Here is a 13,865-nt window from a genome sequence, read left to right on the forward strand (position 1 = left end):
GTGCGCTCCTTAATCCAGTCGCCGTTTGGTTTTCAGCCACGTCAACCCGATAAACATCACCGCCGACGCCAGCAAAAACAGGGTATTGATAATCAGCACCACCGGAATATTCCCCGCCAGGAACAGGCTCTGCAGCGTGCTCACGAAGTAGCGCGCCGGAATGATGTAGGTCACGGCGCGGATCACCTCCGGCATGCTGTCTATCTGGAAGATAAAACCGGAGAGCATAATCGATGGCAGGAAGGCGGCGTTGAGCGCCACCTGCGCGGCGTTAAACTGGTTGCGGGTGATGGTGGAGATGAGCAGCCCCATCCCCAGCGTGCTGAGTAAAAACAGGCTGGTGATAAAGAACAGTACCACCAGCGAGCCGCGATACGGCACGCCAAGAATAAAGACCGCGACCAGCATGCAGAGCAGCATCGCCAGCATGCCGAGGAAGTAGTAGGGGATGAGCTTGCACAGCAGCAGCTCAACCCGCGTCACCTCGGTGGAGAGCAGCGCCTCCATAGTGCCGCGCTCCCACTCGCGGGCGATGACCAGCGAGGTGAGGATCGCGCCAATCACCGTCATAATGATGGTCACCGCCCCCGGAATAATAAAGTGCTGGCTGATGGCGGCGGGGTTAAACCAGTAGCGCGTCTGCACATCGATGAGCGGTTCAAACGTCTCACCCCGGTCTTCGGCGCGCTGCATCTGCCAGAGCTGCCAGATCCCCTCCGCATAGCCCTGCACGAAGTTGGCGGTGTTCGGCTCGCTGCCGTCGGTAATCACCTGAATCGGCGCATCGGCACCCGGGCGCGCCATGTTGGCGGCGAAATCCACCGGGATGACGATCAGGCCGCGAATTTTCCCGGCCTGCATTTTCTGAATCAGTTCCTGCCGGTTGTCGCTGACGGTGGCGTCAATGTAGGGTGAGCCGGTCATGGCATGGGTGAAGTCCAGCGCCTCTTCGCTCTGCTGCTCCAGCAAAATACCGACCCGCAGCTTGCTGGAGTCGAGGTTAATGCCGTAGCCAAAGATAAACAGCAGCAGCAGGGGGATCACCACCGCAATCAGCCAGCTGCTGGGATCGCGCACGATCTGCCGCGTCTCTTTGATGCACAGGGCGCGCACCCGGCGCCAGGAAAGGGCGTTACTGCGCATGAGCATTCTCCTTATCCCAGTCGTGGATGAGGGTGATAAACGCCTGCTCCATGGTCGGGTCTGGCTGTGCGTCGTCGGCGGCCTGCGCTTTCAGGTCGTCCGGCGTGCCGTGGGCAATCAGCTTGCCGCGGTAGACCAGCCCGATGCGGTCGCAGTATTCCGCCTCATCCATAAAGTGGGTGGTGACCATCACGGTCACGCCTTTTTCCACCATGCTGTTGATATGCAGCCAGAATTCACGGCGGGTGAGGGGGTCCACGCCTGACGTGGGTTCATCAAGAAACAGGATATCCGGCTCGTGCATCAGCGAGCAGGCCAGCGCCAGCCGCTGCTTAAAGCCGAGCGGCAGCTCGTCGGTGGCGTGGGACGCAATATTCGTTAACCCGAAGGCGTCGCTCATGCGGCGGATTTTTTCATTCTGCGCCCGCCCGCGCAGGCCGTACACCCCAGAGAAAAAGCGCAGATTCTGCTCGACCGTCAGGTTGCCGTACAGCGAGAACTTCTGCGCCATATAGCCGAGATGCTGGCGCGCTTTGCCGGAACTGACCTTGAGATCCATGTCCAGCACCAGCGCCTTGCCGGACGTCGGGACCAGCAGGCCGCACATCATCTTAAAGGTGGTGGATTTTCCCGCGCCGTTCGGCCCGAGCAGGCCGAAAATCTCGCCGCGCTTCACGGCAAAATTGACGTTATCGGTGGCGGCGAAATCGCCGAATTTTTTGGTCAGCGATTTCGCCTCGATGACCGTTTCGCCCGGCGTGCCTTCCACCGTGTGCAGAATGGCGCCAAGCGGTGATTCTGAGGTTCCCGCCCCGCCCAGCAGGTCGATAAACGCATCTTCAAAGCGCGGGGCGGTCTCGTCCATTTCAATCTCAGGCATGCCCGGCGCACGGCGAATATCGTCGACGGTGGCCTCTTTTTTGAGGATCACGCGCACCGAGCGGCCCTGAATCATCCCGTCGCTCACCTGCGGCAGCTTCAGCACCCGCTGCAGCAGCCTGCGGTTGGACTCCTGCGGGCTGTGCAGCAGAAAACTGCGCCCGGCCATGGTGTGCGTCAGCTCGGTCGGTTCGCCCTGATAGAGCAGTTCGCCCTCGTTCATCAGCAGCACGTCACGGCACTGCTCCGCTTCGTCGAGGTAGGAGGTGCTCCAGAGGATCAGCATCCCGTCGCCCGCCAGCTCGTGCACCATCTGCCACAGCTCGCGGCGGGAAATCGGGTCCACGCCGACGCCGGGCTCATCGAGCAACAGCACCTTCGGCTCGCCCACCAGCGTGCAGGCCAGCCCCAGTTTCTGCTTCATCCCGCCGGAAAGCTTGCCCGCCAGCCGGTCGGTGAACGGGCCGAGGGAGGTAAATTCGAGCAGTCGGGCGAAGGTTTTCTGCCGGGTTTCACCGGTGACGCTGCGCAGGTCGGCGTACAGATTGAGGTTCTCCATCACCGTCAGATCTTCGTACAGGCCAAACTTCTGCGGCATATAGCCGAGCATGGCGTGGAGCGCGCCGTCGTCTTTTATCGGGTCAAGGCCAAGCACGCTGGCCGAGCCTTCATCCGGCTTCAGCAGCCCCGCCAGCATCCGCATCAGCGTGGTTTTGCCCGCGCCGTCCGGGCCCACCAGTCCGGTCACGTAGCCTTTCTGAATGGTGCAGTTCAGCGGCGCGACCGCCGGTTTATCCATTCCGGGGAAGCGTTTGACCAGATTATTGAGCTGGATAACCGCATCATTCATGTCGTTCCCCGTCGTTTAAGGTCACGGTAACAGGCATGCCCTGACGCAGCGCGTCGTCCGCGTCGGTGACGATGATGCGCAGGCGGTACACGAGGTCGGTACGCAGGTCCGGTGTTTCTACCGTTTTCGGCGTGAATTCGGCGGTAGGGGAGACAAAGCCCACTTTGCCGTGATACGGCTTGTCCGGGCGACCGTCGGTATAGAGCAGCAGCTCGCGGCCCGGCTGCATCTGGCCGAGATTCGGCTCATCAATGTAGGCCCGCACCCATACCGGACGGGTTAAGGACAGCGTCAAGACGGTGCTGCCCGCGCTGAGCATGCTGCCCGGCTCTACCGCGCGGGTCATCAGCGTGCCGTCAGACGGGGCGGTTAAGATAGTGTCGTGCAGATCCAGCTCCGCCTGAGCCAGCTGCGCCTGCGCCTGCTCGAGGCTGGCCTTCGCCTGGGCAATGTCCTGCTCGCGGTTACCGGAGCGGTACTGGCTTAATTTATCCTGCGCGGATTTCAGCGTCGCCTGCGCCTGGTCGCGGGATGACCGCGCGTTTTCCAGATCGTTGGCGGAAATGGTGCGGCTTTTCCACAGCCCCTGCTGGCGGTTATAGAAGTTCTGCGCGTAGTCGTAGGCGGCTTTGGCCTGCTTAACGGCGGCAGCGGCCTGGGCAATCTCCTCATCGCGATAGCCCGCCAGCATCAGGTCATACTGCGCCTGGGCGACGGAGACGCCGGCTTTTGCCTGCATCAGCGCGTTCTCAAAGGGGGCTTTGTCCAGCATCCCCAGCGTCTGCCCGGCTTTGATGGCGTCGCCTTCGTCAACGCTCAGCGAGGCGAGACGCCCGCCGACGCGGAAGCTCATATTCACGGTACGAATATCCACGTTACCGTACAGCGTCAGGCCCCGATCCTGCTGGCTCTGATACCACAGCCAGCCACCGATTCCCGCGGCAAGCAAAACAACAACCACCAGAACGATGGTGACAGGTTTTTTCATCACTTCAGGCTCCTTTGCGTTAAGCCTTGCAGGATCAGATCGAGATGACAGGTGATGACCTGGCTAATCTGCGCGGCTTTATCCTCATCGAATTGTGCCCAGCCCGTGCGTAACAGGATGGTTTCACGCCCCAGACGGAAGGCGAGAATTTCGCCCAGCAGGGCGTGGGTATGCAAAATGGTGTCGGTATCGCTGGCGTCCCGCCCGGTGTAGGCGGCAATCAGCCGGGTCAGATGGGTGTGCATCGGGGCAATCACCTGATCGTGTACCAGCTGATAAGCGGCAGTGGGGGAGAGCTGCTCGCGGGAGATAAATTTGCTCAGGTTGAGCGTATCGTCGTGCGTCAGCAGGCGGATCATATTGTGGCAGGCATTGAGGATAAGTTGCCTGATAGCGGTACGATCCGGCGTCGGCTGGCTCAGCAGCGCGGTGGCCTCCTCAACGTGCGGGCGAAAATTGTTGCCAATAAAATCGGCAATCCACTGGGCGCAGGCGAGGTATAAATCCTCTTTTGAGCCAAAATAGTAGGTAATGGCCGCAATGTTTTGCCCGGCCTGGGCGGCGATATCCCGCGTGGTGGCATGCAGGCCATACTCGCCAAACTGCGCCAGCGCGGCGGCGATAAGCTGGCTTTTGGCCTGTTCACCTTTGGTTGTCGTCGGTGTCGTATTCATGTCGGCATTAAAAATTAATCAATCGATTGATTAAAATTATACCTGAATCGCTAAATCGTCGAGGGATACGACAGGGATATTTTATGCGCCACGTCACAAAAGCTGCTACACTCCGCACCTTCGCGACATTGTGGTTTTTGTCCTTCTATTCGTGATATCTCCCTGAAAACTACACCTGTGATGGTCGGGGCGGTTCGGAGTTTTTATGTCTTTTGATTCCCTTGGCCTGAACCCGGAAATTCTGCGCGCGATCGCAGAGCAGGGCTACGTTGAGCCAACCCCTATCCAGCAGCAGGCTATTCCGGCCGTGCTTCAGGGCCGTGACCTGATGGCCAGCGCCCAGACCGGCACCGGTAAAACCGCGGGCTTTACCCTGCCGCTGTTAGAGCTGCTGGTGAAAAACCAGCCGCACGCCAAAGGCCGTCGTCCGGTGCGCGCGCTGATCCTCACCCCAACCCGCGAGCTGGCAGCCCAGATTGGCGAGAACGTGCGTGAGTACAGCCGCTATCTCAACATTCGCTCGCTGGTGGTTTTCGGTGGCGTGAGCATTAACCCGCAGATGATGAAGCTGCGCGGCGGCGTGGACGTGCTGGTGGCAACGCCGGGCCGTCTGCTGGATCTGGAACACCAGAACGCGGTGAAGCTCGACAGCATTGAAATTCTGGTGCTGGACGAAGCCGACCGCATGCTCGATATGGGCTTCATTCATGATATTCGTCGCGTGCTGGCGAAGCTGCCGCCGCGTCGCCAGAACCTGCTCTTCTCCGCGACCTTCTCCGACGAGATCAAGGCGCTGGCGGAAAAGCTGCTGCATAACCCGCTGGAAGTGGAAGTGGCGCGCCGCAACACCGCTTCCGAGCAGGTGACGCAGCACGTTCACTTTGTGGATAAAAAGCGCAAGCGGGAGCTGCTCTCCCAGATGATCGGTCAGGGCAACTGGCAGCAGGTGCTGGTCTTTACCCGCACCAAGCACGGCGCGAACCACCTGGCGGAACAGCTGAATAAAGACGGCATCCGCAGCGCGGCGATCCACGGTAACAAGAGCCAGGGCGCGCGTACCCGCGCGCTGGCGGACTTCAAATCCGGCGACATCCGCGTGCTGGTGGCGACCGACATCGCTGCCCGTGGCCTCGATATTGAAGAGCTGCCGCACGTGGTGAACTACGAGCTGCCAAACGTCCCGGAAGATTACGTTCACCGTATCGGTCGTACTGGCCGTGCGGCGGCCACAGGTGAGGCGCTCTCTCTGGTCTGCGTGGACGAGCACAAGCTGCTGCGCGACATCGAACGCCTGCTGAAGAAAGAGATCCCGCGCATCGAAACCCCGGGCTATGAAGTGGATCCGTCCATCAAAGCCGAGCCGATTCAGAACGGTCGTCAGGGTGGTGGTCGCGGTCAGGGCGGCGGTGGTCGCGGCCAGCAGCCGCGTCGTGCAGAAGGTGGCGCGCCGAAGTCATCCGGCAAACCGCCGCGTCGTAATAACGACGGCAAGCCGGCCGGTGAAAGCCCGTGGCGCAGCGGCGAAGGGAAACCGGCAGGCGAGGGGCAGCGCCGACGCCGCCCGCGCAAGCCTGCTAACCCGCAGTAATCTGGAAGCCCGGTCGTAAAGCCGGGCTTTTCTTTTTGCGACGGCGAAGAGAAAGTGCCACAATAGTGGCTGTTTATACAGTATTTCAGGTTTTCCAATGGCTTTAACCGCGGCGCTGAAAGCGCAAATAGGCGCCTGGTATAAGGCGCTTCAGCAGCAGATCCCCGATTTTATCCCCCGAGCGCCGCAGCGGCAGATGATTGCCGACGTGGCAAAAACGCTCGCCGGGGACGACGGGCGACATCTGGCGATTGAAGCCCCGACCGGTGTCGGGAAAACCCTGTCGTATCTCATTCCCGGCATCGCTATTGCGCGGGAAGAGGACAAAACGCTGGTGGTCAGCACTGCGAACGTGGCCTTGCAGGATCAGATCTTCAGCAAAGATTTGCCGCTGCTGCGCAAAATCATCCCCGATCTCCGCTTCATCGCCGCCTTTGGGCGCGGGCGCTACGTCTGTCCGCGTAACCTGGCGGCGCTGGCCAGCAGCGAGCCCTCGCAGCAGGATCTGCTCGCCTTTCTGGATGACGAGCTGACGCCGAATAACAAGGCCGAGCAGGAACAGTGCGCAAAGCTGAAAGCCGAGCTCGACGGCTATAAGTGGGACGGCCTGCGGGATCACACCAGCCTGGCGATTAGCGACGACCTGTGGCGCAGGCTCAGTACCGATAAAGCAAGCTGCCTGAACCGCAACTGTCACTACTACCGGGAATGCCCGTTCTTCGTCGCCCGGCGCGAGATCCAGGAGGCGGAGGTGGTTGTCGCCAACCACGCGCTGGTGATGGCGGCGCTGGAGAGCGAAGCGGTGCTGCCGGAGCCGAAAAACCTGCTGCTGGTGCTCGACGAAGGCCACCACCTGCCTGACGTGGCGCGGGACGCGCTGGAGATGAGCGCGGAAATCACCGCTCCGTGGTTCCGACTTCAGCTGGATCTGTTCTGCAAACTGGTGGCGACCTGCATGGAGCAGTTTCGCCCGAAAACCACGCCGCCGCTGGCGGTCCCCGAGCGTCTGAGCGACCACTGCGAAGAGGTTTACAGCCTTATCTCGTCTCTGAACAACATCCTCAATCTTTATCTTCCGGCAGCCCAGGAGGCAGAACACCGCTTCGCGATGGGCGAGTTGCCGGACGAGGTGATGGAGATCTGCCAGCAACTGGCGAAGCATCTCGAAAAGCTGCGTGGGCTGGCGGAGATGTTCCTGAACGACCTCAGCGAGAAAACTGGCTCGCACGACGTGGTGCGGCTGCACCGCATCCTGCTGCAGATGAACCGCGCGCTGGGGATGTTTGAGGCGCAGAGCAAGCTCTGGCGGCTGGCCTCGATGGCGCAGGCGTCGGGCGCGCCGGTCACCAAATGGGCCACCCGCGAAGTGCGCGACGGGCAGGTGCACCTCTTTTTCCACTGCGTGGGCATCCGCGTGGCCGATCAGCTGGAAAAGCTGATCTGGCGCAGCGTGCCGCACGTGGTCGTTACCTCTGCGACGCTGCGCTCTCTGAACAGCTTTTCACGGTTGCAGGAGATGAGCGGCCTGAAGGAGAAAGCGGGCGATCGTTTTGTGGCGCTGGACTCGCCGTTCAACCACTGCGAGCAGGGCAAGCTGGTCATTCCACGCATGAAATACGAGCCGCTTATCGACAATGAAGAGCAGCACATTGCGGAGATGGCGGCCTACTTCCGCGAGCAGGTCGAAAGTAAAAAATATCCCGGCATGCTGGTGCTGTTTGCCAGCGGGCGGGCGATGCAGCGCTTCCTGGAGCACGTCACCGACCTGCGTTTACTCCTGCTGGTGCAGGGCGACCAGCCCCGTTACCGGCTGGTGGAAACGCACCGCAAACGTATTGATAACGGCGAGCGCAGCGTGCTGGTGGGGCTACAGTCCTTTGCCGAAGGGCTGGATTTGAAGGGGGATTACCTGACGCAGGTGCATATCCATAAGATCGCCTTCCCGCCCATCGACAGCCCGGTGGTGATCACCGAGGGCGAGTGGCTGAAAAGCCTCAACCGCTATCCGTTTGAGGTGCAGAGCCTGCCTGCGGCGTCGTTTAACCTGATTCAGCAGGTGGGGCGTCTTATTCGTAGCCACGGCTGCTGGGGTGAGGTAGTGATTTACGACAAGCGTTTGCTCACCAAAAACTACGGTCAGCGGCTGCTGAACGCGCTGCCTATCTTCCCGATTGAGCAGCCGGAGGTGCCTGAAGTAAAAAAACGCCCGGCAAAACTGGCCGCCGGGCGCAGGAAAAGCATCCGTGCTAAGGGGCGCGGTCCTACTGGTAAGTAAAGGTCACCTGAATCACGCTGCTGAACGTGCCTGCGGAGACGGGCATAGACGTGGCGTAATAGCGGGCGGAGAGCGGAAACGTGGCCGTGTGGTCAGCCGGGTTAATCGGCACGTTAAACGCCGCCTGCGGGGCGATCAGGATCTTGTCCTGTCGGTCGGCCAGCTCCAGCGCCAGCCCCTTCGCGCTGCCGGTGTTGGCGAATTTGGTCGGGTGCACGCTGTCTGCCTGGCCGTAGAAATAGGCCGTGGCAAGCGCCAGCGTGGCGGGACAGTGCGATACCGAGAGCGAAAAATCTTTCCATTCGCCGGTATCCCCTACATCTTTAAAATTACCTGATACTGCCTGGCCTAAATCTACCGTCAGGTTGCGGCTGGCGCTGTCAATGACGCAGGTGTTGGCGTAAATATTCCCCGTCATCTGGATCTGAATATCATCGGCGTGGGCCTGGGCTATCAGGCCCAGCGCCAGCATCAAAGCTGTTTTTTTCATGATCGTCACTTATAAGCGAGGGTAACGGTGGCGACGGTGTTGGCAGGGCCTGGCGTCACGACGTTGCTGGTTTGTTCGTAGCGAACCTCAAACGGGATCGCCAGCGTCTGGTTGGCGATTGCCTGGCTTTGGGTGTTCACGTAGGTGTCAAAGGTGGCGAGTTGGTTATCAACCAGCATTCTGACCCCGACGCCGGTTGCCATGCCGGGCTGCCGGGTGAGTTTGATCACCCCTGCTGACCCCGGTTCATAACCATTTGAACTGGTGACCTTCACTTCAGGCTGCACGTTGCTGTTGCAGTTCACCGTCACGTCAAAGTTTTGCGCCGGGCTGGATAACATCCCCACGCTAATAAAATCGCTGACCGGGAAGTCGCCCAGATTAATGGTCAGGTTTTTTGGGGAAACGGAGCAGGTGACGTTCTGGAAGTTAACGTTTCCTGCGTAGGAGATAACATTGGGTGAACCAATGCCGTCGTTGCCATATACGCCAATACCGAACTCTGTTTGCGCCTGAAGCAGCGTGCCGGACTGTACTGCATCACTGGTTTTAACCAGCTCAAGTGTGACGTTAAAATCAAAGGACTGATATCCATCGGTCGAGACATAGCCGATGGGCGTACTGCGGGAATCGCAGGCGACCTTTCCCCCGCCTGAAATGCGCTGGCCCTGGTCGTTCCTTAAGGCAATGCCGACTCCAGGCACGCCTGTGTCATAAACGCCGGTCAACCCGGGTATCTCCGAACCAGTTCCGTAATAGCAGGAGATGATTTCCATCCCGCTTTCGTAAGGATGGTTGCAGTTACCCGCGACGTGTACAGTTTGCTCCGTACCGGGAATGGTAGCGCCTACTGCCAGCGTCGTCGGGACCGAAATGGTGGCAACGTTGATCATTTTCGGCATATCGGGCGTAGTGCAGTCAGCCTTCGCATGCGGCATAAATAATGCCGCGGTGCCCAGAATCAGTAAGAAAAAGCATTGTTTTATCATTTGCATAGTCGTTAGCCTGAACGGTGAATCAATGACACTGCGCGGCAGCGTTAATGATGCTGGTTTTCTCTTTCTCATCCGTTAGCGCATAGTCAGCGATGCAGTGCTCGCTCGCGTCCTGTCCCCAGGAAACGGCGAGATGCCCCTGCTGCGGCAGACCCGAAAGATAGGTCTGGCCGTCATTACCCACAATAAACTCGCTGTCCTTATCCTCTGTGGTGACCGTCGCGCCGAACGGCAGCGGTTTGCCGTTGTGCGTCAGCGTCATCAGCACGCGGTTGCCCACGCGGGTGTTAAAGCTGGCGCGCACCACGGCCCCGCGAGTTGGGGTGACGACCTGCGCGGCGTGGGTGACGTCGGCATTGTCCGGCAGCGTTTCGGTATCCAGCGCAATGGTGTTGTGGCGATACGCGGTCACATACGGGACAACGGTGTAGCCGCGGAAGTCGGTTTCAACGCCGGTCTGATTAGTGATATGCGTCCCGTGCGTGCCCGGCGCTTTCACCAGCGCGATGGTCTCACCGAGCGGCTGGCTCAGGGTGATGCCGTTCGCATGGGCAACCACGCCGCCCTGCAGGCCGACGTTCACGGTCTGCTGATATTTGTCCTGGCTGACGCCGCCGCTGAGTTCGCCGTACGTTGCTTTGTAATCGGCGTTGAGGCTGGTGGAGTTGCCGCTGCCGGTACTGCTCACCCCCTCCTGAATATTCCAGTTGAGGTTATCTTCTTTCAGCGCCGTGCCGTTCAGACCGATATTCTGCGTGGTGCCATCTTTGGTGTTGTTCAGGTTGTAGGTGGCCCAGGTGTTATGCATCCAGTGGTCCAGCGGCACCGAGACGCTCAGCGCGAACTGGTTGTCGTTCGTCACCTCATTGCCGTCTTCGTCGCTGTCGCGGGTGTTTTTGTTCATGCTGTAGCTGAGGCTGTAGCTCACGCCGTGCCAGCTGTTGTTGTAGCTGACGCTCACCGAGGTCATGTCCTGGCTCTGGGTCCAGTAGGTCTCTTTCACCAGGCTCAGGGTTAGGGAACCCCAGCCTTCCGGCAGCGTCTGGTCGACGGTGGCTTCGGTACGGGCGCGGCGCTGCTGCGGTTCAGACCAGTCGTCAGAGCGGGTATACGACTCCATGGTGTCTTCCAGGGTGTAAAACCCTTTGCTGTTATAGCGGTAGCCGGCCAGCGAGAAGTTAGTGCCTGACTGGGCGATATCTTTGCTGTAGCGCACGCGCCACGACTGGCCTTTGCTGGCCTGCTGTTTTTTCAGCAGGGCTTTGGCGCGAGTGACGTCAATGGAGAAGGCGCCTAAATCGCCCATGTTTTTCCCGACGCCCACCGCCTGAGACTGATAATGGCTGCTCTGCTGAACGCCGCCGTAGGCGGTGATACCGTAGGGTAAACCGTAGATGGCGCTGCCCTGGGCAAACGGGGTCTTTTCGACATCGTTGTCATAGGAACGATAACGCCCGGCGGTCACGCTGTAGCGCAGGTTTTTTTCACGCTGCAAGACCGGCACGGAGGCAAACGGCACGACAAAATGGCTTTCGCTGCCGTCGGTCTCTTTCACGGTAACCTGCAGGTCGCCGCTGCTGCCGGTGGGGTAGAGATCGTTAATTTCGAAGGCGCCCGGCGCGACCGTGTTCTGATAAATGACGTAGCCGTTCTGGCGAACCACCACCAGCGCGTTGCTGTGGGCCGTGCCGCGGATAATCGGCGCGTAGCCTTTCTCGCTGTCCGGCAGCATGTCGCTGTCGGATTTCAGCTCCACCCCGGTGTAGGGAACGCTGTCAAACACGTCGGCAGGGGATGAGCTCTGGCCGACGGTGATGTCGCTTTTCATTGCCACGATATCGCGTTGCGCATAGGTATAAACGGAGGTGAATTTCTGCTCCTCCTCATGGCCCGTGGTGCTGCGATTCCAGGTGGAATAGTTGCGAATGCGCCATGCGCCAACGTTCAGGCCTGGGCGCAGGTTTACGTACTGGCTGCTGTTATCCTGCTCACCGTGCTGTCGCGCGCGGCTGTGGCTGGCATTGGCGCTGTAATTAAGCAGGCCCGCAGTGATCCCTTCGTCAAACTCTTTCGGCTCAATGTAACCGCGAGGCACCTGGCCCAGCGCCGTTTGAGGGATGCTCATCAGCAGCTGCTGGTTGCGAACGCGAAAGGTGGCGGATGCAGCAGGAATGACATGTAAATCAGCACACTGGCCTTTGGCCATCAGCTGCGGAAATTTTTTGGTTTTGATGCCGAGGCTTTTTAATTCCTCAAGGCTAAAGCAAGGCTGCAGCGTGCTGTTGCCCTGCGAATCTTTCTGAAGCGTAAAGGTCACGTTGCGGGTATCAATTTTATTATTATTGATAAATACCGCGACCTCATATTTCCCCGGCGCCTGACCAGGCCCTTTTTCATAGATGGACAGATCGGTTTTACCCTGCTGGGGATTATCAATATCCAGCAGGGCAGGGTTAAAATAATCATCAGCCATAACCTGCTGCGCAAAGATCGCCATTGCCAGACCGCAGAGAATGACCAGCAATGAAGACAATCGGCAGGTGAACGGCTTTTTATGGCTGTACATAATTATTTTATTACCGGGCAAAAGAATTAATGAACGGATTTCGACCAGGTATGGCTGATGCTGCCGAAGTCGGTAATAATGGAATACGTCACATTCGCGCCCCCGACATTACCCGGTAAGGCAAAATGCGTTTCCGTTTTCGGAACAGCCCAGGTGGCTTTCGCGACTTTATGACCATTCAGCGTAACGGTCTGGAAATTCATATAGAACGGCGTGGGGTTATTCACCACCAGATCGTTCCCTTCGCGGCGCCATTCAAGTTTATCCGCCACATCTTCTGGTCTGCCTTTTACCGCAGACGGGCGATACAATAATTTGATTCGAGTATTAATGGCGATTTGCAGCGTATTTACCCCCTCAACGTGTTTTGAGGAAGGGATTGCTTTAATGTTCAACCAGTACAGGGATTCCCTGTCTTCCGGTAAATTTCCGCCCGTACGCACCACGCGCAGAACGTTATCTTCGTGCGCATCCAGACGGAAAAGCGGCGGGGTGATCAGGAACGGGGCTTTGGCCAGGTTTTTACCGCCGGAATCAACCCAGGACTGCACCAGATAATCCGTCGCATCTGGATTTGAAAGACCAAGAGAAGATTCCTTTTTATCTCCCTGATAGACCAGTCGGGTGCCGTTAATAATGACCCCAGCATGTGAAGCAGTTGCTACCAGTAAAAGCGTGCTCAGTAAATAACCGTGGCGCATAAAGATTTCTCAATGAATAGAGAAGATATTAATGCTCGCGAAAGCATTAATATCTCCGGATTGATAAGATCAGTTATAAATAACGGTGAAGGTTGAAACGGAGTTAGCAGGGCCTGCGGTAATTGCCGGGCCGGTTTGGATATAGCGTGCGCCGAACTCCAGATCGTTAACTGCCGTGCCGGAGGTTAACTGATACTGCTGAGACGGCGTATACAGGCTGACAGGCTGCTGCGAGGCATCCACCAACTGAATCGCCACCCCTGTCGCCGCATCGGTATCTGGCGTTAAGGCAAGCGTTGAATTGTTATTCGCATCCGGTGTTCCGCCAAAGTTAATGGCGGCGGAGGTGACCGTGTCAGGACAATTCGTTAACTGAATATCAAACTTCGTTAAGGTGCTGGTAGAGCCTGCACCGGTAAATACCGTTTTAGACACTTTCCCCAGCTGTACATTTAATGGATTACTTAATCCATTTACGACCTGACAAGCAGAATCGATAATTTCGCCGGTGAAGTTTATTTGCCCTTCACCGTTCGTTGCCGCAAACGTGGATGCAGAACATCCCACCGCTGCGGCGATGATTAAACCTAAAGCAACCTTGTTCATAGCAAATCCTGATATGTTTCGGGTGATAGCGTTGCCTGGACGTTTTCACCGTTGACCCTTAATGACTTTCCGCTGGTTATTTAATCAAAAAATGTATGAATACGAATCTG

General features: G+C 58.3%; 11 protein-coding genes. 2 read left to right on the top strand and 9 right to left on the bottom strand.

The features are described 5' to 3' along the window. Positions 1-9: 9 nt before the first annotated feature. The 4 genes from INF77_RS20895 to cecR are packed head-to-tail and all read right to left on the bottom strand — an operon-like array spanning position 10 to position 4,534. On the bottom strand, positions 10-1,143 hold the full coding sequence (locus INF77_RS20895) for an ABC transporter permease (RefSeq protein ID WP_193532005.1): 1,134 nt from the start codon (positions 1,141-1,143) through the stop codon (positions 10-12). After that, positions 1,133-2,872, bottom strand: a complete 1,740-nt coding sequence (locus tag INF77_RS20900) for an ATP-binding cassette domain-containing protein (RefSeq protein ID WP_041910725.1) — start codon at positions 2,870-2,872, stop codon at positions 1,133-1,135. The genes INF77_RS20895 and INF77_RS20900 overlap by 11 nt, the downstream gene beginning before the upstream one ends. Then, on the bottom strand, positions 2,865-3,860 hold the full coding sequence (gene hlyD / locus INF77_RS20905) for a secretion protein HlyD (RefSeq protein WP_150144552.1): 996 nt from the start codon (positions 3,858-3,860) through the stop codon (positions 2,865-2,867). Before hlyD ends, INF77_RS20900 begins: the two co-directional genes overlap by 8 nt. After that, entirely contained in the window at positions 3,860-4,534 is a 675-nt protein-coding gene (gene cecR / locus INF77_RS20910) for a transcriptional regulator CecR (protein WP_028012433.1), read from the bottom strand. The genes hlyD and cecR overlap by 1 nt, the downstream gene beginning before the upstream one ends. 205 nt (positions 4,535-4,739) lie before the next feature. Here cecR and rhlE point away from each other — a divergent pair, with 205 nt between their 5' ends. Then, the gene (gene rhlE / locus INF77_RS20915) at positions 4,740-6,122 is read left to right on the top strand and encodes an ATP-dependent RNA helicase RhlE (protein ID WP_028012434.1); all 1,383 of its coding nucleotides are present in this window, start codon (positions 4,740-4,742) and stop codon (positions 6,120-6,122) included. Positions 6,123-6,219: 97 nt separating this feature from the next. Continuing rightward, complete coding sequence (dinG, locus tag INF77_RS20920; protein ID WP_063437840.1) at positions 6,220-8,397, top strand: ATP-dependent DNA helicase DinG; 2,178 nt, start codon at positions 6,220-6,222, stop codon at positions 8,395-8,397. Here the strand turns inward: dinG and INF77_RS20925 are convergent. The 5 genes from INF77_RS20925 to INF77_RS20945 all read right to left on the bottom strand — a co-directional run bounded on the left by INF77_RS20925 (position 8,384) and on the right by INF77_RS20945 (position 13,755). After that, positions 8,384-8,887, bottom strand: coding sequence for a fimbrial protein (locus tag INF77_RS20925; RefSeq protein WP_047368144.1), 504 nt, complete (start codon positions 8,885-8,887; stop codon positions 8,384-8,386). The genes dinG and INF77_RS20925 overlap by 14 nt on opposite strands. A 5-nt stretch (positions 8,888-8,892) precedes the next feature. After that, positions 8,893-9,882: a fimbrial protein gene (locus INF77_RS20930; RefSeq protein WP_063437841.1), complete on the bottom strand. Its 990-nt coding sequence runs from the start codon at positions 9,880-9,882 to the stop codon at positions 8,893-8,895. A gap of 22 nt (positions 9,883-9,904) precedes the next feature. Next, positions 9,905-12,448: a fimbria/pilus outer membrane usher protein gene (locus tag INF77_RS20935; RefSeq protein WP_193532004.1), complete on the bottom strand. Its 2,544-nt coding sequence runs from the start codon at positions 12,446-12,448 to the stop codon at positions 9,905-9,907. A 26-nt stretch (positions 12,449-12,474) separates the two neighbouring features. Next, a complete protein-coding gene (locus INF77_RS20940) occupies positions 12,475-13,149 on the bottom strand; it encodes a molecular chaperone (protein ID WP_028012439.1) in 675 nt (224 codons plus the stop codon). Positions 13,150-13,218: 69 nt separating this feature from the next. Next, entirely contained in the window at positions 13,219-13,755 is a 537-nt protein-coding gene (locus tag INF77_RS20945; RefSeq protein WP_028012440.1) for a fimbrial protein, read from the bottom strand. Positions 13,756-13,865 lie beyond the last annotated feature (110 nt).

The organism is Enterobacter cloacae complex sp. P1B, from assembly GCF_014982345.1.
GTDB lineage: Bacteria > Pseudomonadota > Gammaproteobacteria > Enterobacterales > Enterobacteriaceae > Enterobacter > Enterobacter bugandensis.